Origin of the sequence: Mannheimia indoligenes (assembly GCF_036880405.1) — a bacterium.
Classification (GTDB): domain Bacteria; phylum Pseudomonadota; class Gammaproteobacteria; order Enterobacterales; family Pasteurellaceae; genus Mannheimia; species Mannheimia indoligenes.
Genome location: NZ_JBAJJM010000001.1, coordinates 47390 through 70935, shown reverse-complemented (window position 1 = coordinate 70935; position 23546 = coordinate 47390). Strand labels below are relative to the sequence as shown.

General features: G+C 40.5%; 22 protein-coding genes and 1 other RNA gene. 6 read left to right on the top strand and 17 right to left on the bottom strand.

Annotation, left to right across the window (positions count from 1 at the left end):
• Positions 1 to 80: 80 nt before the first annotated feature.
• Positions 81 to 761: a YggS family pyridoxal phosphate-dependent enzyme gene (locus V6W77_RS00380; RefSeq protein WP_334253452.1), complete on the bottom strand. Its 681-nt coding sequence runs from the start codon at positions 759 to 761 to the stop codon at positions 81 to 83.
• Positions 762 to 830: 69 nt separating this feature from the next.
• On the opposite strand from V6W77_RS00380, the gene V6W77_RS00375 reads away from it, so the two are divergent.
• Positions 831 to 1370 carry a KdsC family phosphatase gene (locus V6W77_RS00375; RefSeq protein ID WP_334235099.1) on the top strand — a complete coding sequence of 180 codons (540 nt, stop codon included), beginning with the start codon at positions 831 to 833 and terminating at the stop codon, positions 1368 to 1370.
• Positions 1371 to 1388: 18 nt separating this feature from the next.
• On the opposite strand, the gene V6W77_RS00370 is transcribed toward V6W77_RS00375, so the two are convergent.
• The 3 genes from V6W77_RS00370 to V6W77_RS00360 form a co-directional block, all read right to left on the bottom strand.
• On the bottom strand, positions 1389 to 1718 hold the full coding sequence (locus tag V6W77_RS00370) for a DUF3144 domain-containing protein (protein WP_283386411.1): 330 nt from the start codon (positions 1716 to 1718) through the stop codon (positions 1389 to 1391).
• Positions 1719 to 1856: 138 nt separating this feature from the next.
• Positions 1857 to 2813: an RNA polymerase sigma factor RpoH gene (gene rpoH / locus V6W77_RS00365; protein WP_334253451.1), complete on the bottom strand. Its 957-nt coding sequence runs from the start codon at positions 2811 to 2813 to the stop codon at positions 1857 to 1859.
• A 154-nt stretch (positions 2814 to 2967) separates the two neighbouring features.
• The gene (locus tag V6W77_RS00360; RefSeq protein WP_334253450.1) at positions 2968 to 4305 is read right to left on the bottom strand and encodes an MFS transporter; all 1338 of its coding nucleotides are present in this window, start codon (positions 4303 to 4305) and stop codon (positions 2968 to 2970) included.
• Positions 4306 to 4464: 159 nt separating this feature from the next.
• Here V6W77_RS00360 and ssrA point away from each other — a divergent pair.
• Positions 4465 to 4830: a transfer-messenger RNA gene (ssrA, locus tag V6W77_RS00355) on the top strand.
• Between the two features lie 194 nt (positions 4831 to 5024).
• Here the strand turns inward: ssrA and cysE are convergent.
• The 13 genes from cysE to V6W77_RS00290 all read right to left on the bottom strand — a co-directional run bounded on the left by cysE (position 5025) and on the right by V6W77_RS00290 (position 18106).
• The gene (cysE, locus tag V6W77_RS00350) at positions 5025 to 5846 is read right to left on the bottom strand and encodes a serine O-acetyltransferase (RefSeq protein WP_334253449.1); all 822 of its coding nucleotides are present in this window, start codon (positions 5844 to 5846) and stop codon (positions 5025 to 5027) included.
• Position 5847: 1 nt separating this feature from the next.
• Positions 5848 to 6858, bottom strand: a complete 1011-nt coding sequence (gene gpsA / locus V6W77_RS00345; RefSeq protein WP_025235281.1) for an NAD(P)H-dependent glycerol-3-phosphate dehydrogenase — start codon at positions 6856 to 6858, stop codon at positions 5848 to 5850.
• Positions 6859 to 6953: 95 nt separating this feature from the next.
• A complete protein-coding gene (gene secB, locus V6W77_RS00340; protein WP_025235280.1) occupies positions 6954 to 7457 on the bottom strand; it encodes a protein-export chaperone SecB in 504 nt (167 codons plus the stop codon).
• A gap of 21 nt (positions 7458 to 7478) precedes the next feature.
• On the bottom strand, positions 7479 to 7931 hold the full coding sequence (locus V6W77_RS00335) for a rhodanese-like domain-containing protein (protein WP_334253448.1): 453 nt from the start codon (positions 7929 to 7931) through the stop codon (positions 7479 to 7481).
• A 90-nt stretch (positions 7932 to 8021) separates the two neighbouring features.
• Positions 8022 to 9320 carry a trigger factor gene (gene tig, locus V6W77_RS00330; protein ID WP_334253447.1) on the bottom strand — a complete coding sequence of 433 codons (1299 nt, stop codon included), beginning with the start codon at positions 9318 to 9320 and terminating at the stop codon, positions 8022 to 8024.
• A gap of 275 nt (positions 9321 to 9595) precedes the next feature.
• Positions 9596 to 10780 (bottom strand): elongation factor Tu, encoded by a 1185-nt coding sequence (tuf, locus tag V6W77_RS00325; protein ID WP_334234190.1) that lies wholly within the window; start codon positions 10778 to 10780, stop codon positions 9596 to 9598.
• Positions 10781 to 10839: 59 nt separating this feature from the next.
• Positions 10840 to 12942, bottom strand: coding sequence for an elongation factor G (gene fusA, locus V6W77_RS00320; protein ID WP_025235275.1), 2103 nt, complete (start codon positions 12940 to 12942; stop codon positions 10840 to 10842).
• Between the two features lie 96 nt (positions 12943 to 13038).
• Positions 13039 to 13509: a 30S ribosomal protein S7 gene (gene rpsG / locus V6W77_RS00315; RefSeq protein ID WP_025235274.1), complete on the bottom strand. Its 471-nt coding sequence runs from the start codon at positions 13507 to 13509 to the stop codon at positions 13039 to 13041.
• A 129-nt stretch (positions 13510 to 13638) separates the two neighbouring features.
• The gene (gene rpsL, locus V6W77_RS00310; RefSeq protein WP_005708967.1) at positions 13639 to 14013 is read right to left on the bottom strand and encodes a 30S ribosomal protein S12; all 375 of its coding nucleotides are present in this window, start codon (positions 14011 to 14013) and stop codon (positions 13639 to 13641) included.
• Between the two features lie 120 nt (positions 14014 to 14133).
• Positions 14134 to 15093, bottom strand: coding sequence for a lipopolysaccharide heptosyltransferase RfaC (rfaC, locus tag V6W77_RS00305; RefSeq protein ID WP_334253446.1), 960 nt, complete (start codon positions 15091 to 15093; stop codon positions 14134 to 14136).
• A 64-nt stretch (positions 15094 to 15157) separates the two neighbouring features.
• Entirely contained in the window at positions 15158 to 16195 is a 1038-nt protein-coding gene (gene waaF, locus V6W77_RS00300) for a lipopolysaccharide heptosyltransferase II (protein ID WP_334234193.1), read from the bottom strand.
• Positions 16196 to 16304: 109 nt separating this feature from the next.
• Entirely contained in the window at positions 16305 to 16724 is a 420-nt protein-coding gene (locus V6W77_RS00295; protein ID WP_334253445.1) for an MliC family protein, read from the bottom strand.
• A 56-nt stretch (positions 16725 to 16780) separates the two neighbouring features.
• Positions 16781 to 18106 (bottom strand): LysM-like peptidoglycan-binding domain-containing protein, encoded by a 1326-nt coding sequence (locus V6W77_RS00290; protein WP_334253444.1) that lies wholly within the window; start codon positions 18104 to 18106, stop codon positions 16781 to 16783.
• Between the two features lie 290 nt (positions 18107 to 18396).
• Here V6W77_RS00290 and V6W77_RS00285 point away from each other — a divergent pair, with 290 nt between their 5' ends.
• The 4 genes from V6W77_RS00285 to manX all read left to right on the top strand — a co-directional run bounded on the left by V6W77_RS00285 (position 18397) and on the right by manX (position 23542).
• Entirely contained in the window at positions 18397 to 18741 is a 345-nt protein-coding gene (locus V6W77_RS00285; RefSeq protein WP_025235270.1) for a ComEA family DNA-binding protein, read from the top strand.
• A gap of 178 nt (positions 18742 to 18919) precedes the next feature.
• A complete protein-coding gene (asd, locus tag V6W77_RS00280; RefSeq protein ID WP_334253443.1) occupies positions 18920 to 19810 on the top strand; it encodes an archaetidylserine decarboxylase in 891 nt (296 codons plus the stop codon).
• 163 nt (positions 19811 to 19973) lie between these two features.
• Positions 19974 to 22250, top strand: a complete 2277-nt coding sequence (gene gshAB, locus V6W77_RS00275) for a bifunctional glutamate--cysteine ligase GshA/glutathione synthetase GshB (protein ID WP_334253442.1) — start codon at positions 19974 to 19976, stop codon at positions 22248 to 22250.
• A gap of 314 nt (positions 22251 to 22564) precedes the next feature.
• A complete protein-coding gene (gene manX / locus V6W77_RS00270) occupies positions 22565 to 23542 on the top strand; it encodes a PTS mannose transporter subunit IIAB (RefSeq protein ID WP_283386425.1) in 978 nt (325 codons plus the stop codon).
• Positions 23543 to 23546: the final 4 nt, after the last annotated feature.

Sequence of the window (23546 nt, the reverse complement as noted above, 5' to 3'; positions counted from 1 at the left end):
CACTGCGTGTGTCCAAAAACAATCTCAATGTTACGGACGCACGCAGTGCGTCCCTACGTTACATTTCTATTTTAATTAGGCTAATAATCCCTCGCCCCAAAAATCGCCGTGCCGATTCGTACCATTGTCGAACCACACTCAATCGCAGCCGCCATATCGTCCGACATGCCCATTGAAAGGGTGTCGATGCCATCAAATTCCGTTTGCAAGCGGTTAAAAAGTTGCTGCATTTTGCGAAGGGCGATTTTTTGTTGCTCCGGCTCGCTTTCCGGCTTAGGAATCGCCATTAAGCCACGCAGTTTCAAATTCGGTAATTGCAAAATCGCTTGGGCAAGTGGCAACATTTCCTCCGGCTGAATGCCCGATTTGGAATTTTCATCGCTGATGTTAATTTGAATCAGCACATTCAGCGGAGCTTTATCCGCTGGGCGTTGCTCGTTTAAACGTTCGGCAATTTTGAACCTGTCCACTGTTTGAATCCAATCAAAATGCGTTGCCACTAACTTGGTTTTATTCGATTGCAACGGTCCGATAAAATGCCATTCCAGCTCAGGGCGATTTGCAAAAAATTCAATTTTTTCGACCGCTTCCTGCACATAATTTTCGCCAAAGGCAATCTGACCTGCCTCAATCGCCTCTTGAATGGCTGATACAGGCTTGGTTTTTGACACCGCCAATAATCGGACATTTTCTCGTTGATATTCGCTTGAAATTTGCTGAATTTTTTGATGAATTTGCATTAAATTCGCTGAAATCGACATTTCCGTTCCTTTGTAAACTAAAAGCAAAACGCTATAATGGCAAAATCATACCATATTTGAGGCAAAAAAATGTTAGACCTAACCAAGATTAAATTCGTAATTACCGATGTTGATGGCGTTTTAACCGATGGCGGAATGTACTACACAGACCAAGGCGAGGTGATGAAACGCTTCCACGTTCACGATGGCTTAGGGGTAAAAATGTTGCAAAGTTGCGGCATTAAAGTGGCGGTGCTATCAGGTGGCGATACCGCACTACTTCGTAAACGCCTAGAGGTGTTGAAAATTGATTTAGCCTTACTCGGCAAAATGGAAAAACGTTCTGCCTGTTTTGAGCTGATGGAAAAAGCGGGCGTTACGCCGGAACAAACCGCCTACATCGGGGATGATACCTTAGATTTACCCGCTTTTGAGGTCTGTGGATTAGCCATCGCCCCTCGTAACGCCCACGATTATATCAAAGCCCAAGCCGATTGGGTGTTAGAAAAAGCCGGTGGCGAGGGGGCATTCCGTGAAGTTGCCGATAAAATATTGGAGGCTCAAGGCTTTGACGAGATTTTTAAAACCGCTGACGGTTTTTTGAAAATTGCAGAGAAAATGGCACAGTAGTCAAAAAAACAAAGGCGGTTAATCCGCCTTTTTCCCTTCAATATAACGCTCGAAATGGTGGATGTATTCGTCTAAATTGGCGGTCAGCATTTCTTTGTATTGTTCAACAAAATAATTAATCACCTCTTCTCTGGAATCGGCAAGTTGTTGCTTGTATTCTGCTTTGCTGGCGGCGACATAGGCGTTAAATCTAGCACAGGCAAACAGCATTGCATTGCTCACTTGAGTTGGGGCGATGTTTTGTAAATGAGCGTTGGCGATGTTGATAAAGCCGTCCGCACGTTGGTAAAAAGTTGGGTCAATTTGTTTATCGGTAATATTAATCATCATATCCTCGTGTTTCATCATAAAATTTGGTTCGGGTAAATAAATACAAGCGGTGAGATTTGCGTAAAATTTTGCATAAACGCTTGCGTTTGAACGTCGGCTCTGCCGACGGCACGAAGTGCGAGCGTAGCGAGTAAAAAAATCGCCGCTTGTAGGCTGTTAATCGTCTAATGAAATGGCATCTTTAATTTTTTTCAATGCTGCATTTTCCAACTGACGAACACGTTCTGCCGAAATGGCGTATTTGTCGGCAAGATCTTGTAAGGTTGCTTTGTTATCATCTAACCAACGGGTTTTGATAATATCTTGGCTGCGTTCGTCCAGCGTGGCTAAGGCATAAGCAAGCTGTGCGGTGGCTTGTCCGCTGTGTTGCTCGTCTTCCAAATCATCGGCAAAATTGGAGCTGCTGTCCTCAATATACATTGAAGGTGCGTAAGTATCTTCATCATCTTCGCCGGCTGGTAAATCAAAACCGAGATCTTGCCCGGTCATACGAGATTCCATTTCTCGCACTTCTTCCACCGTAACGCCCAAATCATCAGCAACTTTTTTGATCTCTTCTTCGTTAAACCACGCCAAGCGATTTTTATTTTTTCGCAGATTAAAGAACAATTTACGTTGCGCTTTGGTGGTGGCGACTTTCACAATTCGCCAATTTTTCAGCACATATTCGTGGATTTCCGCCTTTACCCAATGCACCGCAAAGGACACCAAACGCACACCGACATTCGGGTCAAAACGCTTTACCGCTTTCATCAAGCCGATATTGCCCTCTTGGATTAAATCCGCCAACGGCAAGCCATAGCCGAGGTAGCCACGCGCGATGTGGATCACAAAACGCATATGCGAGAGAATAAGCTGTTTTGCCGCCTCAACGTCTTCATCGTAATAATAACGCTCGGCAAGCTCTTTTTCTTGCTCGGCGGTGAGAATCGGATATTGATTCGCCATTCGGATATAACTATCCAAATTGCCTTGCGGCACAGGCATAGAGGCAGACACCAACGCAGGGTGCATCGCCTCTACCGTTGATGTGTCATTATCTTCGATGATCTCAACCTCATCGGGCTCGATAATTTCCGCATCTTCAATATCAATCTCATCAAATTTTTTCATTCTATCTCTCTTAAACGCTAAGCAATCGGCACATTATAGCAGTGTTCGGGTTATCTGCTAGAAATTTATAATGCAGTTAGACGTAAATAAAAAAGCGGAGTTCCCCTTTTATAATAAAGAGAAACTCCACTTTTCAGTTAATGAAAACAATCAATTAGGCTTGAACGGTTTTTTCTTCGTGTTTCGCTAGCACTAAATAGCCTACCGCTGAGAATGCCGATAATGCGGCAATAATCGCATAAGACCAGAACCAACCGAAACTGTCTGCGATAATCGGCATAATCCAGTTCGCTCCCATATTACCGAGTAAATAAGCGGTTACGCCCACAAAGCCGATAGCCGTTCCTGCAACATTGAGTGGCACAAAGTTGATGGTCAATATATTCACAATCAGCTGAGGACCATAAATTAATGCCCCTAAGATACCGCAAATTACCAATAATAGGGCATAGTTAGGCGAGCCTGTTGCCGTTACTAATTCATAAGCGAACACCACGCCTACCATAATAAACAAGCCGATTGCCCCCATTTTCGCCATTTTATTTGGGTATTTTACCGCCAGCCACGCAAACACCAACGAGCCAGGAATCGCAACCCACTCTAAAACAGAAATAGCTACATGAGATTCCGCATCGCCCATTTTCGCTACTTCGTGTAAGTAAATCGGCATCCAGTCTTCAATTCCGAAACGCACGAAATAAAGTGCCACATTTACCGCTGCCACTAACAATAATGCCGGATTGAGGAACACATATTTCCAAATTAATTGCCAATAAGTGAGATTATGTTTTTCTTCCTCTGAAGCTACATTAGATTCTCCCGCCTCACCATACATAGTGCGTAACGAATCCAAACCTTCCGCTTCAGGGTTATCGCCACCATATTTCCAACAGAAAACCGCAAAGAGCAGTACCAATACCGCCGGCACTAAGAAGGCTAACAGAATATTCCCCGTAGAAGGCACAATAAAACCCATTGTCGTCATCATCGCAATCATCATGGGTAGTAAAGCAGAACCCATATTTTGCGAAATATTCCAACCGGCAATTGCTGCACCACGCGTTTTGTTCGGATAATAATTAGCAATCATATTTTGTGATGCCGGAGCCAACGCCCCTTGCACAACGCCACACAGCACTAACAATACGGCTAAGGTCATAATGGAAGTATGATGAAAACCGATAATCAAACAGATTGCCGCACTGGTAGCTAAACAAATAGAAAATAATTTCCGTAAATCCACTTTATCGCCTAATGCCCCCATATAGAATTTTGCCAATCCGTAAGAAATAGTTAAGCAAGATAATAGCATTGCAATATCGGCTTTATCCCAACCGTTAGTCACCATAATGGATTTGGACATTAATTTAAAATTATTACGCACTAAATAAGCACAGACATAACCTAAAAATGCCACAATAAAAATCAATTTTTGACGTTTTAAAAACGTCGCAAATTTTTCCGGCTCACGTTGAGCATACGCTAAAGTCATAATAGACTCCTTTTCCTTAAGTGAATATTAAAAAACTAGGCACATACTATGCCGAATATGCCAAAAAACAAGAGATCTAGATCTCATTTCCGATATATTTTTCTATTTGCAAAACTTTTTGCAAATCTGACCGCTTTCCGCTAGAATTACCTAACTTTTGGGGCTGATTTTGGATTCGACGGGATTGGCGAAGCCCAAGGTGCACGTCGAGGTGCGGTAGGCCTCGTAAACAAACCGCAAAAAAATAGTCGCAAACGACGAACAATACGCTTTAGCAGCTTAATAACCTGCGTTTAGCCTTATCTCCTCAGCTTCCGCTCGTAAGACGAGGGTTCAGATAAGTCATCCCAAACGAGATCGTGTGGACGCCGCCGCTTTAGGATCGAAACACTAAATTCAATAAAGCTAGTTTATTCATTGCGTGTCTGTCCGCTGTGGATAAGCGAAATTAAAGACTAGACTAAACGTGTAGTACTGAAGGTAGAGAAATTTCGGACGGGGGTTCAAATCCCCCCAGCTCCACCAAATCATAAACCTATAGCGTTCTATAGAGACCTAAAAAGCCTTGAAAATCAATACTTCAAGGCTTTTTTATTGTCCTATGCGTACCTATACGATATAATCAAATCCGAAGATTTTAGGAGTACAAATAAAATTTGAATTAACCAAAACCCTTATTTATCAAGGCTTGATGACACTCAATTCAGATGACCCCAGCGCTAAATTCCATCACCGTAGCCAGTAACACTGTTGTCATCTTCAAAATATTGGTTCATATCAAATGCCGGTTTTTGTTCTGAGGATTTACCGATAATGCGTGCCGGTACTCCTGCCGCGGTAGCGTGTTCCGGAACAGGTTGTAGTACCACTGAATTTGCCCCGATTTTGGAATAGCGTCCGATTTCAATATTGCCGAGAATTTTCGCCCCCGCACCAATCATCACCCCCTCTCGGATTTTCGGGTGGCGGTCGCCGTTTTCTTTGCCTGTTCCGCCTAGTGTTACGCCTTGTAGAATAGAGACATCATTTTCAATCACTGAAGTTTCGCCCACCACAATGCCTGTTGCGTGGTCAAACATAATGCCGCAGCCTACTTTGGCGGCTGGGTGAATATCTACATCAAAAGCAACTGAAATTTCGTTTTGTAAATAAACAGCAAGAGCCTTTCTGCCTTGATTCCATAGATAATGAGTTACTCGGTAGCTTTGTAGTGCGTGAAAGCCTTTTAGATAAAGCAGTGGAGTACTCCATTTATCTACCGCAGGGTCTCGTGTGCGAACCGCATTAATATCGCAGGCAGCACTTGCAATAATTTGAGGCTCTGCACGGTAAGCTTCTTCTATAATCTCTTTTAGTGCAATGGCTGGCATAATCGGATTTTCTAGCTTATTGGCTAGAATATAGCTTAACGCATCGCCTAAATTATGATGCTTTAAGATGGTTGCGTGGAAAAAACTCGCCAGCATTGGTTCACTGTTGGCAAGCTCTTTTGCTTCTTCTCTGATAGATTGCCAAATCTGATTAATTTCATATTGCTGCATATTATTCTCCCTTTCTCTCACGCCCTAATAATGTTTTAACTACATCTAGAGCATTTTTTCCCTCAAATAACATTTGGTAAATCTGCTCCACTATCGGCATTTCAACACCTTGTTTTTGAGCGAGCAAGTAGGCTTCTTTCGTATTGTAAAAACCTTCTACGACTTGCCCGATTTCTTGAATAGCAATTTCAGGCGATTTCCCTTGCCCCAAAGCTAAGCCAAAACGACGATTACGGGATTGGTTATCGGTGCAGGTTAGCACCAAATCTCCTAAACCTGCCATTCCGGTGAAGGTTTTTGGATCAGCCCCGAGTGATACTCCCAAACGGCTAATTTCAGCAAGCCCACGAGTAATTAAGGCAGTGCGTGCATTTGCCCCAAAGCCCATTCCATCTGAAATACCAGCACCAATCGCAATCACATTTTTAATTGCTCCGCCTAGTTGCACGCCGACAATATCATTATTGAGGTAAACACGAAAAGCCTTTGAACAGTGAATACGTTGTTGCATTTCATCAGCAAATACAGGATCGGTAGAGGCAAGTGAAATAGCGGTTGGTAAACCTGCAGCAAGTTCTTTTGCAAAAGTTGGACCAGAAAGCACCGCTAGTGGGTAAGAGTCTCCCAAAATTTCTTGCGTTACTGTTTGCAATAACCGCCCAGTATCTCGCTCAAGCCCTTTAGTTGCCCACATAATACGATGATCTTTAGATAAAAGAGGCTTAATCTGTACTAAGACATCAGAGAATACGTGGCTCGGCACAACAATGAGTAAATCTTTAACATTTTGCAATGCTGTTGATAAATCTGAAACCACTTCCAACGCCTCAGGAAAAACAATATCCGGCAAAAAATCTTGATTCATTCGAGCCTTTGCAAGCTCTGCCATTTTTGCCGGATTATGCCCCCATAAATAGGTTTTATGACCATTGCGAGAAAGGGCAATTGCTAGTGCCGTACCGTAAGAGCCTGCTCCTAATACGGCGATTGGTGCGGAATAAACTTCTCTCATATATCTTCTCAAATCATTTGCAAAAAAATCATTAAAAACAACCGCTTGTAGATAAAAAAATAGGTATGCAGTGCATACCTATTTCTCTGAAATGCTTAGTTAGCTAATGGCTGCTCTGCACTTTCTTCTTGTTCTTGACGCTGGAGGTAGTCCATAAATAACGCATCAAAATTTACCGGAGAAAGATTTAACGCAGGGAATGTACCGCGATTTACCAGGCTTGAAATTAACTCACGTGCATAAGGGTAAAGTACATTCGGACATTGCGATGCTAAGCAGTGAGCAAGCTGAATACCTTCTAAGCCTTTAATGGTAAACACACCGGCTTGTTTTACCTCACAAATAAATGCCACATCACCACTATCTTCTAACGTAGTTTGAACTGTGATATGTAATGTTACTTCGTATAAATCTTCGCCAATCTCTTTGGTTTCAGTATCAAGTTCAAAACCTAATTGTGGTTTCCACTCTTGATGGAAAATAGTCGGCAAATTAGGGGCTTCAAATGAAACATCTTTCACATAAATACGTTGAATTTGAAGCTCGAAAGGAGTTTGAGCAGCTTCTTCTGTTGAAGAGACTTGATTTTCTTCTGACATAAAATTTCCTTAATAAATAGATTATTTATGTTTCTTAACTGTTGGTAGGCTTGCTGCACGCCAGCCTGCAATACCTTCTTTCAATACATAAAGCTTGCTAAAACCTTGTTTAGCAATAGCATCAGCAACACCGCCTGAAGTAAAACCATTAATATCGACTAAAATTACAGGGCGATCTTTATATTTGTCAATTTGATTCGTTTTGCCTGCTTTTAATTCTGAAGGTAAAACGTGAATACTATCAATAATATGACCTGCTCGAAACTCTTCGTCCGAACGTAAATCAATCACCGCAGCGTCTTCTTTATTAATAAGCTGAGTGGCTTGTGCGTTATCCACAATAGTATATTTACGGGTTGCGTTTTTATAAAAACTGAAAATTACTGCAACAAATAAAGCTACCCACGCAAACACCATAATAGTATGGTTTGCGAAAAATTGCTGTAACTGCTGAGCAAAAGTAAGCTGTTCCATAATTTAATTTCCTTAAAATTGAAAAATAAGCGGCTTTTTTGACCGCTTGTAAAAGCAATAAAAGGTGGACATAAGCCCACCTTAAGGAAATTATTGAGCTTGTTGCGACATTACTTCGTCAAATGACATTGCTTTTTCAGTTACTTTCGCTTTCGCTAATACTGCATCAACAGCTTGCTCTTCTAACACAACATTACGAATATTTTCCGTTAATTGACGGTTTTTCGCATAGTGAGCAACTACTTCTGCCGGTTGTTCGTAAGCTGATGCGATATCTGCAATCATATCTTCAACACGTTTTTCATCTACTTTCAATTCGTTAGATGCGATTACTGAAGAAAGTAATAAACCTACTTGAACACGACGTTTCGCTTCTGCTTCAAACAACTCAGCCGGTAACTGTGCTGCCATTTCCGGTTTACCACCGAAACGTTGAACTGCTTGTTGGCGTAACACGTTCACTTCTTCTTCAACTGCAGCAGCAGGCACTTCAACATCGTTTTGTGCGATTAAGCCATTGATTACTTGTGTTTTAACGCGTGAAGTTACTGCATTTTTCAGCTCACGTTGCATATTTTTCTTGATTTCTGCACGTAATTCTTCAACTGATTTTGCATTACCGAATTTTTTCACAAACTCTTCCGTTAATTCAGGCAATACCATTTCTTCTACTTTTTTCAAGGTAATTGTAAATTTTGCTGCTTTACCTTTTAAGTTTTCAGCGTGGTATTCTTCCGGGAAAGTTACATCAATATCAAATTGCTCACCTGCTTTGCGACCGACGATACCATCTTCAAAGCCTGGGATCATACGACCTTGCCCCATAAATAATACGAAGTCAGATGCTTTACCACCTTCAAACTCTTCGCCATCTACAGAACCAACGAAATCAATAGTTACACGTGATTCAGCTTTTGCTGCTTCTTGGCTTTCTGTCCAAGTTGCTTGTTGTTTACGTAACACATCCACCATTTTGTCTAAATCAGCATCAGCGATTTCAACAACCGGTTTTTCTACTTCAATGTTTTCGAAACCTTTTAATTCTACTTCCGGGAATACTTCAAAAGTTGCAGTGAAGCTGAAATCTTGACCAGGTTGGTAGTTGTTTGGTGTGAAAGTCGGGCGACCGGCTAAATTAATTTTTTCTGCAATTACTGCTTCAAAAAATGCACGTTGCATTTCATCAGATAATACATCTTGACGAGCTGCGATACCGAAACGTTGTTCGATGATTGAATGAGGTACTTTACCTTTACGGAAACCATCTACGCGTGCGTTTTTCGCATAGCCTTTTAATTGTTCTTTGTATGCTGCTTCGATTTTGTCAGCTGGTACGTTAATAGTTACACGGCGTTGTAAGCCTTCTAATGTTTCAATTGAAAATGACATTCTTAAACCTCGGTTTAGGGATATAAAAGATATACAAATAGACGGCTATTGTAGCGATCTATCGAGAAGCTGTCGAGAAGAAAGTCATTGAGAGGTAGAGAAAATAGAACTGTTTCTGCAAAAAAATCAGAAAATTTAACCGTTTGTAAATGTTACTTTCTACAAGCGGTCTTTTTTCCTCTACATTTTGCAAATCGCACAACATAACATAAAACGAAAAGGCAGACTTTTCAGCCTGCCTTTTCTGCATTTGTATGCTCAAATAATCAATTTAATTATTTGATGATTTTCGCTACAACGCCCGCACCTACTGTACGACCACCTTCACGGATAGCGAAGCGTAAACCTTCATCCATCGCGATTGGGTGAATTAAGCTTACTACCATTTTGATGTTATCGCCAGGCATTACCATCTCAACACCTTCCGGTAATTCGATAGTACCTGTTACGTCCGTTGTACGGAAGTAGAACTGTGGACGGTAACCTTTGAAGAATGGAGTATGACGACCACCTTCTTCTTTTGATAATACGTAAACTTCTGATTCGAAGTCTGTGTGTGGCGTGATTGAACCCGGTTTCGCTAATACTTGACCACGTTCGATTTCTTCACGTTTAGTACCACGTAATAATGCACCAACGTTCTCACCCGCACGACCTTCGTCTAATAATTTACGGAACATCTCAACACCAGTTACTGTTGTTTTCGTTGTATCTTTGATACCTACGATTTCAACTTCATCACCAGTACGGATGATACCACGCTCAACACGACCTGTTACTACTGTACCACGACCAGAAATTGAGAATACGTCTTCGATTGGTAATAAGAATGGCTTATCAATCGCACGCTCCGGCTCTGGGATATAAGTATCTAAGTGGTTTGCTAACTCAAGGATTTTTTCTTCCCATTCAGCAACGCCGTTTAATGCTTGTAATGCTGAACCACGTACGATTGGAGTGTCATCGCCCGGGAAGTCGTATTGAGAAAGAAGTTCACGAACTTCCATTTCAACTAATTCTAATAACTCTTCGTCATCAACCATATCGCATTTGTTTAAGAATACGATAATGTATGGAACACCTACTTGGCGACCTAATAAGATGTGCTCACGAGTTTGTGGCATTGGACCGTCTGTTGCTGCTACTACTAAGATAGCACCGTCCATTTGTGCCGCACCGGTAATCATATTTTTAACATAGTCCGCGTGTCCCGGGCAGTCAACGTGTGCGTAGTGACGAGTTGCTGTATCGTATTCAACGTGTGAAGTGTTGATGGTGATACCACGAGCTTTTTCTTCCGGTGCGTTATCGATTTGGTCGAATGCACGAGCTGCACCACCGAAGTGTTTTGATAATACAGTTGTAATTGCTGCTGTTAAAGTTGTTTTACCATGGTCAACGTGGCCGATTGTACCCACGTTCACGTGCGGTTTTGTACGTTCAAATTTTTCTTTAGACACTTTAATATCTTCCTAAAAAATGAGCCACAGCCCTATTGCTATGGCTCAGGTTAAACAAATTATTTTCTACGAGCTTCAATAATAGCGTCAGCAACGTTTTTCGGTGCTTCAGCATATTTTAAAGGTTCCATTGAGTATGATGCACGACCTTGAGTTTGTGAACGTAAGTCTGTTGCATAACCAAACATCTCTGAAAGTGGAACTTCAGCATTGATTTTAACAACGAACTCGTTCGCTTCTTGACCGTTAACCATAGCACGACGGCGACTTAAGTCTCCGATTACATCACCCACGTAGTCTGGTGGAGTTTCCACTTCAACTTTCATAATTGGCTCAAGTAATACCGGGCTTGCTTTTGCAAACGCAGCTTTAAATGCTAATGATGCAGCAAGTTTAAACGCTAACTCAGATGAGTCAACATCGTGGTATGAACCGAAGTGTAAACGCACACCTAAATCAACTACCGGGTAACCCGCTAATGGACCAGATTTAAGTTGCTCTTGGATACCTTTATCAACTGCTGGAATGTATTCACCAGGGATTACACCACCTTTGATTTCGTTCACAAATTCGTAACCCGGACCTTCCGCATCTAATGGGTATAAGTCGATTACAACGTGACCATATTGACCACGACCACCAGATTGTTTTGCGTGTTTACCTTCCACATCGTTAACACGAGTGCGGATAGTTTCACGGTAAGATACTTGTGGTTTACCAATGTTCGCTTCCACTTTGAATTCACGTTTCATACGATCAACGATGATGTCTAAGTGTAACTCACCCATACCAGAGATGATAGTCTCACCAGATTCTTCATCAGTATGAACACGGAATGAAGGGTCTTCTTGTGCTAAACGACCTAACGCTAAGCCCATTTTCTCTTGGTCAGCTTTAGTTTTTGGTTCTACCGCAACAGAGATTACCGGCTCTGGGAATTCCATACGCTCAAGGATGATTGGTGCATCGATTGCACATAATGTATCACCAGTACCAACATCTTTTAAGCCGATTGCAGCTGCGATATCGCCCGCACGAACTTCTTTGATTTCTTCACGTTTGTTTGCGTGCATCTGTACGATACGACCAAAACGTTCACGTTTTTGTTTTACTGAGTTGTAAACAGTATCACCAGAGTTAATTACACCTGAGTAAACACGGAAGAAGGTTAAGTTACCCACGAATGGGTCAGTTGCAATTTTGAATGCTAATGAAGCAAATGGCTCATCATCGCTTGCGTGACGTTCACCTTCAGTTTCATCTTCATTGATACCTTTAATTGCAGGAATATCAGTTGGTGCCGGTAAGTAATCAATTACCGCATCAAGCATTGCTTGAACACCTTTGTTTTTGAATGCAGAACCACAGCATACAGGGATTACTTCACCTGCTAATACGCGTTGACGTAATGCTGCTTTGATTTCTTCTTCGGTTAATTCTTCACCAGAGAAGAATTTTTCCATTAACTCTTCAGATGCTTCAGCTGCAGCTTCAACTAACATTGCACGACGCTCTTCACAAGCATCTAACATATCTGCTGGAATATCTTCATAAGTAAATGTCATACCTTGATCAGCTTCATTCCAGTTGATTGCTTTCATTTTAATTAAATCAACAACACCTTTGAAGTTTTCTTCAGCACCGATTGGAAGTTGTAATGCGATTGAGTTACCACCTAAACGAGTTTTGATTTGATCAACAACACGTAGGAAGTTAGCACCGGTACGGTCCATTTTGTTTACGAACGCAATACGTGGAACTTGGTATTTATTTGCTTGACGCCATACAGTTTCAGATTGTGGTTGAACACCACCTACTGCACAATAAACCATTACCGCACCATCAAGAACACGCATTGAGCGTTCTACTTCGATAGTAAAGTCAACGTGTCCCGGAGTATCGATAACGTTGATACGGTGTTGTGGATACTGTTTAGACATACCTGACCAGAATGCAGTTGTTGCAGCAGAAGTAATAGTAATACCACGCTCTTGTTCCTGTTCCATCCAGTCCATTGTTGCAGCACCATCGTGAACTTCACCTAACTTGTGGCTAACACCTGTATAGAAAAGGATACGTTCAGAAGTCGTTGTTTTACCCGCGTCGATGTGTGCACTGATACCAATGTTACGGTATCTTTCAATAGGGGTTTGACGAGCCATTTATTTCTTACCTTTTGGGTTTAAATTGAAATTCTTAATAAGGGTAAGGCTTCATCGCAGATTTGGATGAAGCCTTGAAAAAGTTTGCTTAAACGATTACCAACGGAAGTGAGCAAACGCTTTGTTAGCTTCAGCCATACGGTGAACGTCTTCACGTTTTTTCACTGCTGAGCCTTTGTTGTCTGCCGCATCTGATAATTCGTTAGCTAAACGTAATGCCATTGATTTGTCACCACGTTTGCGAGCTGCTTCTACAATCCAACGCATAGCTAAAGCGTTACGACGAGTTGGGCGAACTTCTACAGGTACTTGGTAAGTAGAACCACCCACACGGCGAGATTTAACCTCAACAGTTGGACGTACGTTGTCTAATGCGATTTCGAATGCTTCTAACGCTTCTTTACCAGAACGTTGTGCTAAAGCTTCTAATGCACCGTAAACGATTTTTTCTGCAGTAGATTTTTTACCATCTACCATTAAAACGTTAATAAATTTTGCAAGTAATTCTGAACCGAACTTCGGATCTGGAAGAATTTTGCGTGGTTCAATACTACGACGACGTGGCATTGGAAATTTCTCCGTATATTAAATCTTCAGGATATCCAAAACTCATCTAATGTGCCTAAGGCATATTGACTGGAGTTTATGGTTTAAATATTAAAATTTAGACGTTTGGCCTTACTCAACGGAGAACCATTAAGATTTAGGACGTTTAACGCCGTATTTAGAACGACCTTGTTTACGATCTTTAACGCCTGCACAGTCTAATGCACCGCGTACAGTGTGGTAACGCACGCCCGGTAAGTCTTTAACACGACCGCCACGGATTAATACAACGCTGTGTTCTTGAAGGTTATGACCTTCACCACCGATGTATGAAGTTACTTCAAAGCCATTTGTTAAACGAATACGACATACTTTACGTAATGCTGAGTTCGGTTTTTTAGGTGTAGTAGTGTATACACGAGTACACACGCCACGTTTCTGCGGGCAAGCCTCTAATGCAGGAACGTTGCTTTTTACAACCTTTTTCACACGCGGTTTGCGTACTAATTGGTTGATAGTTGCCATTAAAAAAGCTCCAGTTAAAATTATTAAAAATAAAATTAAAAATATCCTTTCACACGAAAGGACGGCAAATTTTAAATTGGTTACGGATAAAAGTCAAGCACAGTAAAAGATTAACAATGATTATTTGTTAATCAACGGCATTAATTTTTCTAGTACTTGTAAAGGTTTAATATTTTCCATTTTATCGGCTTTTAGATAACATTGATTTTGACCGTAAGCTCCGATTAATTTAGGATCGGTTGCTCCGTATAAAATCACATTTGGTTTATCTAAAGCTGCCGCCAAATGACTTAACCCTGTATCCACCGACACTACCGCTTTAGCCCCCACAATCTGCGTTGCTAATTCTGTTAATCCCATTTTAGGGAGAACCACAACATTACCCATCACCTTAGCTAAACGTTCCGCTCGTTCTTTTTCAGTTTGATTCCCCCAAGACAACCGTACTTCAATATTTTGCTTAGCAAGCTCTTTTATAATATCCGCCCAATACTCCTCTCTCCAATGTTTATCCGCACGAGTTGTCGCGTGAATGAGCATAACGTAAGCGGTCTTTTTCGACTGATTTTTTGCAAAATGTTGTGCAATGCGGTAATTACCTTGAGTTCCAGACAATGTATAACCTAATGATTTTGCACATAATTTTCTAATCCGCTCTACCGCGTGTTGTTGGTAAGGAATATCAAATTTTTTATCATAAAATAGACTACTTAGCCCTTCTCGAGCGGAGTTTTTATCATAGCCAAATTTTTTACCTTTCGCTTGTTGGGTAACCAACACCGCACTTTTAATAAGCCCTTGAGCATCAATCACAGCATCATATTGCTCACTTTTCAGTTCTTGCAAAAAATGTTGCCACTCTATCCAAGTAGAACGCTTACATAAATTTTTTCGCCAACGGCGAATGGCGACAGGAATAATTTTATTAACAATAGGATGCCAAGTCGGAATTTCAGCAAAATTTTCTTCAACAACCCAATCTACACTCAAATTAGGAATTGTATTTTGCATATCAGTTAAAGCAGGCAAAGTGTGTAATACGTCGCCCATTGAAGAGGTTTTTACAATTAGAACTTTCATTTTGATAAATAACAAGCGGTGATTTTTACAAAAAAATTTACAAAAACGACCGCTTGTAGTGAGTTTATGCTAATAATGCTTGGAGTTTTTCTATTACCATTTGCGGCTCAATATCAATCAAACTTTGATGATACCCTTCTGCTCCATCGCCTTTGCGGATTTTAATTAACCCACCTTCAATCAAGCGGATAATCACCGCATTTTTAGCCAGTGGCGGCGTATATTGTGGGCTGGTTGGACCGTAGAGGGCAACCAACGGTTTATTTAGGGCAGCAGCAATATGCATCAACCCCGAATCGTTACTCACAACCGCTTGGCAATCGGCAATTAAATCTACCGCTTGGTTTAAATCCGTTTGCCCGGCTAAATTTAAGCAATAACGTTGTAAATTTTCAGGCAGAGATAAGCGGATTTGTTCACCAGCTTCTTCATCTTTTTTTGAGCCAAATAAACGCACAGAATAGCCTTGTTCAATCAACATTTTAGCAAGTGCTGCATAATGGTAATGTGGCCAACGTTTTGCCGGTCCAAATTCCGCACCCGGACAAAAACCGATTGCAGGACAGTTTTCTGCATAGCTTAATTGCTTCTCAAATTTTGCTTTGGTTTGCTCAATTTCTTGACTATCGGTTTTCAAGTAAGGGTAAGCAATCGGCAATTGTTCAGCGTGAGGAATAGCACCTTGTTCAAAGGCTAACGCAACATAGCGTTGAACCATCATCGGATAATCATTTTTATTTGAGCGAAGATCATTTAAGAAAAAATATCTACTTTCGCCTTTCCAGCCTCGACGTGTTGCAATTTTCGCAAAAAACGGAATAAAGGCAGATTTCAATGAATTTGGTAACACTATTGCCATATCATATTGATTTCTCAATGATTTCCCGAGTTGATAACGCTCACATAGGCGAAATGAACCGTGTCCAATCGGCATTGAAATGGCTTTCCGTACTTCAGGCATTCGAGCTAACAGCGGACGACACCAATCCGGAGCCATTACATCAATTTGACAATTTGGATATTGCACTTTGAGTTGTTGATAGAGTGAATGAGACATCATCATATCCCCCACCCAAGAAGGACCGATAACTAAAATATTCATTTGCAAAATTCTCTTAAAAATCATTAACAATCCTTGTAAGGATTGTTCACAGCTTCGCTGCAATTGGCAAAGCCAACGCCCAAAAAGCGATACTTTTTGTCCTCGCTTGTTATTGTTTTACGCAATTTTCAGCAAGATTTTTTTTCGTTGTATTATATAAAAATGCTTTGCCATTACGCATTTCGTGCCACGTCCAGCGAATATTCGTGTATTTTTTACCATCTTTGGTTACTGCAGGGGAAAGTTGATGAGTCGAACCTTGAAAATTAACCATAATAGTTTCTTTTTTTGTTGTATTCCTTGTAACTCTTTGGCGTTCAACCTCAACTTTTTTATTGTTTTTACAAAGATATAGATTGATTTCTGTCGCTTTCTCGACCTGCTTAATCACAGTTTTAGCAGGTTCTGCTACTTTTTGTACTTTTTCAACTTGCTCAACAGGTGGAATAATCTCGGTTGTACAAGCTGCTAAAGAGCCTACTGATACCGCCAAAACAATAAATTTATAGGATTTGGAAAATAAGTTCATATACTCCTCCTTAAAAACAAAGAAGCAACGCTTGTAGCGTTGCTCTTATTTCCTCATTATTTAAAAGTATAGCTACCGTTTGCTTGGCGTGTAAATTTACCACCTGAGCCAATGCTCATTTCAACCACACGGTTATTTTTATCTAAATGAACAGTTACTCGTTCACCCACTTTTAAATTACTTACTACATTATTTACTTTACTCATCGCATTCACATCTGAGATATTTAAATTATTATCACGGAATACCTGCATTAACGATACACCTTTTGGCACTGTCATTGTTTTAGTAGATACTGCTGCCGAAGCTGTATTTGTTTTAGCTACTTCAGATTTTACAGGTGCTTTTTCTGCCGGTTTAGCCACTACTTTTGCCGGCTCTTTTTGTGCCTGTACTACAACACGCTCAGCTTTAGGCTGCTGTTTTGGAGTAGTTTCAGGTTGGAATATTACGCTACCCTCTGTTTTTGGCTTGATTGCAGGCTGTGCAACTACAGGTTTATTCTGAACAGGCTTAACTGCTACAGGTTGCTCAGCAACAGGAGCTTGTGTTGCCTGTGGCTGATTATTTTGCACTTGATTAGAAGCCGGTTGTTCAGTTTGACTTGGTGCTACTGCAGCTGTTGCCTCTTGTTGTGCTTGCGACTGAGTTTCTTGAGCTTGAGCCTGTTCTTGTGCTTTAGCTGCTTCTTGCTCCGCACGAGCTTGTTCTTCCGCTCGTTTTGCTTCTGCCTCATCTACCGGACGGAACTCAATTGGTAAACTACCACCTTGTTGCGATTGCAACTCTTCCACCGTTTCAGGCGTACTTGGTTTTAATAGGAAAAATAACACTAATAATGCTAAACCTAATAATGCTACTAATAATAAACGACGTGTTTTAGGTGGCATTTTCGCTTTAATATCTTTTGTTTTTGCAGTCGCCACAGCTGCCGTAGCTGCTAAGGTTGCCCCTGCTGCAGTTGCTGCTGCATTTGGAATAATACGCTCAGTAGTAAAACTTTCTTGAGCAGGCTTAACCGCTTCAGGTTCTACTTTTTCACTTATTTCAATAGGTTTAGTCATTATTGCTGATGTAGTTTCTACAGAGATATTTTCTTCCACATCATTCAATACTCTCTCCTTATTCTCTGAGCTAGGGGTAAATTGAAATTCTTTTGTTGATTTAGCTGTAAATACATCTGCTGTTTTATCTTCCACTGTCGCATCAGGTCTTTTCATAATTGGCGTAAATGTATGAGCAGGTGCTTTTGTTGAATGTAGAGAAACATAAGGTTTGTTATGTTGTGATTCTATTTGAGCTGACTCTACCTTTTCATTTTCTTGATTAGGAGTTAAAGGTTCGCCAAAAACAGGCTCTTTACGAAAGTTATTTTGTGTCATATTTATTCCAAAAATAATGGGAGTTAATTCATATAAAAATGCCGTTATTCTAAATCAATTCACGGTTTATTTGAATTTATTTGAATAAATTTACACAATATAGCGGTCATTTTTCATAAATTTTTTGCAAATTGTTGTAATTTCGCTTAATTTCAGACCAAATGCAAGCTAATAAGTTTAGCTTTTTCTATTTTTTCGATCTGTGTCGAAAAATTCATTTTTGCTACTTGCCGTCATTTTAATTCACTTTTACTCTTCTCCTCGAATTTTCACAACCAAAAGGAAAGCCTATGAAAATCATCAAAGCACTAAGTTTAAGTTTGTTACTGGGTTTGTCTTCTTACAGCTTGGCACAAACCGCTGAAACCGCTAAAGTGGCAGAAACAGTACCTGCTCAAGAGGTGGAGCAAACGACTACTCAAATTCAAACCAGTACTAATACGGTCAATATCAACACTGCAACCGCTGCGGAAATTCAAGATAAATTAGTTGGCATCGGTGCCAAAAAAGCCCAAGCAATTGTCGATTACCGTACCAAAAACGGCAATTTCAAAAGCGTGGAACAGCTAACCGAAGTATCCGGCATCGGGCAAGCAACCTTAGAGAAAAATCGAGCTAATATTGTTTTAGAGTAAGGTTTTAATAGCAGCCAAGGATATGTTGAAGTGGGCAAACCTACAAAGCCCCTATCTGTTTTTTCTTTGTAGCCACTTCAACATCTTTAATTTTTTTATCTATTTTGCATTGTATTTGCTATACTTCGCCCTCATTTAAAAACAGACTTCAGTTTTTAATCAAAAAAAGGAAAACGCAATGCAATTAAAATCATACCCTACTCCGACTTATTTACAGCGTGTAAAAATTGCTCTGCATTACTTATTGCCACAGTTAGCAATTACCAGAACCGCAGGTTGGTTAGCGGAACAAAAATGGGGAGCAGTTACTCATTTCATTATTAAATTATTTGCCAAGCAGTACAAAGTGAATTTATCTGAAGCGGTAAAAACCGAGCCTTCAGATTACGCTACATTTAACGAATTTTTTATTCGTGAATTAAAAGAGGGCGTTCGTCCTATTAATAATGATTTAAATACTATTTGCCTTCCGGCAGACGGTAAAGTAAGCGAATCAGGCGAAATTTCTGATAACCGCTTATTACAAGCAAAAGGTCATCACTTTACGTTAGAAACCTTATTAGCTAATGATGAAGAAATGGCGGCAAAATTTAAAGACGGCACATTTATTACCACTTATTTATCGCCAAGTGATTACCACCGTGTGCATATGCCGTGCGATTCCACCTTACGTAAAATGATTTATGTACCGGGTGAATTATATTCGGTAAATCCATTTTTAGCGGAACACGTTCCAAACTTATTTGCTCGCAACGAACGTGTAATTTGTGAATTTGATACCGCATTCGGACCAATGGTACAAATTTTAGTGGGTGCCACCGTTACTGCAAGTATGAGTACCGTTTGGGCAGGTGTGATTAACCCACCTCGAGCTGATGAAGTAGTCGTTTGGAACTATGAAACCGAAGGTGAAAAAGCGATTAAATTACAAAAAGGTGAAGAAATGGGTGCATTCCGTTTAGGCTCAACGGTAATTAATCTTTTCCCTAAAGGAACGGTGCATCTCAACCCAGCCTTGATTGCAGGAATGAAAACTCGAATGGGAGAAGAATTAGGTAGATTGATTTAAATACTCATTAGTCCTTTAAAACTGAATATACTATTTAGCTTTAAAGGGCTTTTTTCATAACCAAATCATCTAGCTCATTCCAATAAAATAAAACCTACTATTTCACTAAGCCTTTCATTTATGCTATTGTTCTACCGATTTATAAATTAAATAAGGATAGATAATGAAGCTACAACAACTTATCCGAGAAAATCATTTAGGATTACTGTTTCAACAAGGAAATTTTGGTTTAGAAAAAGAGAGCCAACGTGTTGATATCTTTGGTAATATTGTTACCACTCCACATCCAGCCGTATTTGGCAATCGTTCTTACCACCCTTATATTCAAACTGATTTTGCAGAAAGCCAGTTAGAACTTATCACTCCTCCAAATGCGAAATTAGAAGATAGTTTTCGTTGGTTATCGGCAATACACGAGGTAGTTTTACGCTCTTTGCCGGAAGATGAGTACATTTTTCCTTTAAGTATGCCTGCCGGTTTACCGCCGGAAGACCTGATTCAAGAAGCACAATTTGATAACCCCGAGGATGTGAAATATCGTGAACATCTGTCTGCTACCTACGGCAAATATAAGCAGATGGTTAGCGGTGTGCACTACAACTTCCAACTTTCGCCGGAATTTGTGCAAAAAGCCTTTGGGTTGCAAACGGAATACTCGGATCTAAAAACTTACCAAAACGCACTTTATATGAAGTTGGCGAATAACTTCTTGCGTTATCAGTGGATCTTGCTCTACTTGCTTGCTGCCACGCCAACGGTGGAATCGCAATATTTTTATGAAAAATCACCGCTTGCAACGGGGCAATTAGTACGTAGCTTGCGTTCAAGCCCTTATGGTTATGTCAATTCAGCTGATGTTCAAGTCAATCACGACAGCCTTGAAAGCTATGTGGAAAGCCTTGAGGATCAGGTGGCGAAAGGCTTGCTGATTGCGGAAAAAGAGTTCTACTCAAATGTGCGTTTACGTGGCGGTAAAAAAGCCCGTGATTTATTAGAAAATGGGGTGAAATATGCCGAGTTCCGTCTATTTGATCTCAACCCTTTCTCCCCTTACGGCATTACGTTGGAAGATGCGAAATTTATCCACACATTCTTGTTGGGAATGTTGTGGCTAGAGGAAGCAAGCGGTCAAAAAGAGGTAGAAATTGGCAAACAGAAACTTTACCAAGTAGCTCTCGAAGATCCAAGAGCGGAAACCGCTTTCCGGACCGAAGGTGAGGTGATTTTAAAGCATATTTTAGCGATGTTAGAAGATCTTGGTTCAAATGAAGAAAGACTTGCTATTGTGCGTGATAAATTAGCTCAGTTTGCTGATCCAACGAAAACAGTTAATGGACGTTTACTAAAAGCCATCGAACAATTCGGTAACTATAAAGCACTAGGAGCAAAACTCGCTCAAGAATACAAAGCCCAAGCCTTTGAACGTTTTTATGCGTTGTCGGCATTTGATAATATGGAGTTGTCCACGCAAGCCCTATTCTTTGATTTGATTCAACAAGGTATTAGCACGGAATTATTGGACGAAAACGATCAGTTCCTTGCCCTGAAATTTGGCGATCATTTGGAATATGTGAAAAACGGCAATATGACCAGCCACGATCAATATATTTCGCCACTCATTATGGAAAACAAAGTGGTAACGAAAAAAGTGCTAGCGAAAGCCGGTTTCAACGTGCCGAAAAGTGTGGAATTTACCACGCTCGAAGAGGCGGTGGCTCACTATCCGCTATTTGAGGGTAAGGCAGTGGTGATCAAGCCGAAATCCACCAACTACGGTTTGGGCATCACTATTTTCCAACAAGCGGTCAAAAATCGGGAAGATTTTGCAAAAGCGGTGGAAATTGCGTTCCGTGAAGATAAAGAAGTGATGGTAGAAGATTATTTGGTCGGCACAGAATACCGTTTCTTTGTGCTGGGCGATGAAACCTTAGCCGTGCTTTTGCGTGTGCCTGCCAATGTGATAGGAGACGGCGTGCATTCCGTCAAAGAATTGGTTGAGCTGAAAAATGACGATCCGCTACGAGGGGACGGTTCACGCAGTCCGTTGAAAAAAATCGCTTTGGGCGAAATCGAACAATTACAATTGAAAGAGCAAGGCTTAACGGTAAATTCCGTGCCGGCGAAAGGTCAAACCGTTCAGCTGCGTGCCAATTCCAACATTAGTACCGGTGGTGATTCGATTGATATGACCGATCAAATGCACGAGAGCTATAAACAAATTGCGGTAGGAATTGCTCACGCTATGGGAGCAAAAGTCTGCGGTGTCGATCTAATTATTCCAGATCTCACAAAACCTGCCGAGCCATATCTCGGCTCTTGGGGCGTAATTGAAGCCAACTTCAATCCAATGATGATGATGCATATTTTCCCATATCAAGGGAAATCTCGCCGTTTAACCAAAGCAGTAATTAAAATGCTGTTTCCGGAAATAAGTAATTAAAATTCTTATTATCTATTCAAGAGGAGCCGTTGATTAATCAATGGCTCTTTATTTATACATCAGCACTCCAATTATATTTTACTTCGCACAAAACCACTCCAAATAAAGAATGAGCATATAACAAAAATGAAGAATACCCGTAACATTTTGTTATTAAAATGTTATAAATAAATCACAATAAAGCTAATTAACAAACAAAAAATATCTTTATATGTGATATAGATCACACTTCCATAATTAATACATTGCGTGAAATAATTATCATATTAAAATCACACTCCAGTAATAACCTAAATACCTCTAAGGAGTAACAAATGAGCATTGCTATTATTATAGCAACCCATGGTGTTGCTGCGGAACAACTCCTCAAAACGACGGAGATGTTAATTGGTGAGCAAGAAGATGTGGCATACATTGACTTTGTTCCCGGTGAAAATGCAGAAACGATTATGGGTAAATACCAAACATTAATTGATGGACCATTATCACATTGTGATCAAGTTCTATTTCTTGTGGATATGTGGGGAGGAAGCCCTTTCAATGCGGCTAATCGCTTCCAAGATGGTAAAACAGGAATGGATGTTGTTGCCGGTGTTAATATCCCAATGTTAGTCAATACCTGTATGGCTCGTGATGATGTTGAATCACTAGAAGAGCTTGTTGAAGTAGCATTAGAAGCTGGCTCAACAGGAATTCGTTCATTAAACCATCAACCTGAGGTTGCTCAAGCAACTACTCCAACTCAAGAACAAGAAACATCTGTTACCCAACAATCTGAAATTGTCGATGATGGTCGCCGAATGACTATTGCTCTTGCCCGTATTGATGATCGTCTAATTCACGGACAAGTAGCAACTGTTTGGACAAAAGAAAGCAAGGTAAATCGTATTATTGTCGTAAATGAGGGTGTTGCAAAAGATAGCGTTCGTACAACGATGTTAAAAAGTGTAGCTCCTCTTGGTGTTACGGCACACGTTGTTGATGTACCTAAAATGATCCGTGTCTATAACAATCCTGAATATGCAGATGACAGAGTGATGCTTCTCTTCACTAATCCTAGCGATGTGCTGGAACTTATCGAAGGTGGTGTTCCGCTTACCTCCATTAATGTTGGAGGCATTTCTCATAAAGAAGGGAAAAAAATGGTCAGCCACGCTGTTGCCGTTGATCAGAAGGATATTGAGGCTTTCAAAGCTATTGACACTAAAGGTGTTGAGTTGGAAGTACGTAAAGTCTCAAGTGATAGCCGTCAATATATGATGGATTTATTAAAAAAACATAATTTAATCTAAAGGA

Coding starts and splice junctions, on each gene's coding strand:
- asd (WP_334253443.1), top strand. CDS start 18,920: ATGCAATTAAAATCATACCCTACTCCGACTTATTTACAGCGTGTAAAA.
- V6W77_RS00295 (WP_334253445.1), bottom strand. CDS start 16,724: ATGAACTTATTTTCCAAATCCTATAAATTTATTGTTTTGGCGGTATCA.
- gpsA (WP_025235281.1), bottom strand. CDS start 6,858: ATGAGAGAAGTTTATTCCGCACCAATCGCCGTATTAGGAGCAGGCTCT.
- V6W77_RS00360 (WP_334253450.1), bottom strand. CDS start 4,305: ATGACTTTAGCGTATGCTCAACGTGAGCCGGAAAAATTTGCGACGTTT.
- tig (WP_334253447.1), bottom strand. CDS start 9,320: ATGTCATTTTCAATTGAAACATTAGAAGGCTTACAACGCCGTGTAACT.
- V6W77_RS00380 (WP_334253452.1), bottom strand. CDS start 761: ATGTCGATTTCAGCGAATTTAATGCAAATTCATCAAAAAATTCAGCAA.
- secB (WP_025235280.1), bottom strand. CDS start 7,457: ATGTCAGAAGAAAATCAAGTCTCTTCAACAGAAGAAGCTGCTCAAACT.
- rfaC (WP_334253446.1), bottom strand. CDS start 15,093: ATGAAAGTTCTAATTGTAAAAACCTCTTCAATGGGCGACGTATTACAC.
- cysE (WP_334253449.1), bottom strand. CDS start 5,846: ATGCAGCAATATGAAATTAATCAGATTTGGCAATCTATCAGAGAAGAA.
- fusA (WP_025235275.1), bottom strand. CDS start 12,942: ATGGCTCGTCAAACCCCTATTGAAAGATACCGTAACATTGGTATCAGT.
- V6W77_RS00285 (WP_025235270.1), top strand. CDS start 18,397: ATGAAAATCATCAAAGCACTAAGTTTAAGTTTGTTACTGGGTTTGTCT.
- V6W77_RS00370 (WP_283386411.1), bottom strand. CDS start 1,718: ATGATGAAACACGAGGATATGATGATTAATATTACCGATAAACAAATT.
- rpoH (WP_334253451.1), bottom strand. CDS start 2,813: ATGAAAAAATTTGATGAGATTGATATTGAAGATGCGGAAATTATCGAG.
- V6W77_RS00335 (WP_334253448.1), bottom strand. CDS start 7,931: ATGGAACAGCTTACTTTTGCTCAGCAGTTACAGCAATTTTTCGCAAAC.
- rpsG (WP_025235274.1), bottom strand. CDS start 13,509: ATGCCACGTCGTCGTAGTATTGAACCACGCAAAATTCTTCCAGATCCG.
- V6W77_RS00290 (WP_334253444.1), bottom strand. CDS start 18,106: ATGACACAAAATAACTTTCGTAAAGAGCCTGTTTTTGGCGAACCTTTA.
- waaF (WP_334234193.1), bottom strand. CDS start 16,195: ATGAATATTTTAGTTATCGGTCCTTCTTGGGTGGGGGATATGATGATG.
- V6W77_RS00375 (WP_334235099.1), top strand. CDS start 831: ATGTTAGACCTAACCAAGATTAAATTCGTAATTACCGATGTTGATGGC.
- manX (WP_283386425.1), top strand. CDS start 22,565: ATGAGCATTGCTATTATTATAGCAACCCATGGTGTTGCTGCGGAACAA.
- gshAB (WP_334253442.1), top strand. CDS start 19,974: ATGAAGCTACAACAACTTATCCGAGAAAATCATTTAGGATTACTGTTT.
- rpsL (WP_005708967.1), bottom strand. CDS start 14,013: ATGGCAACTATCAACCAATTAGTACGCAAACCGCGTGTGAAAAAGGTT.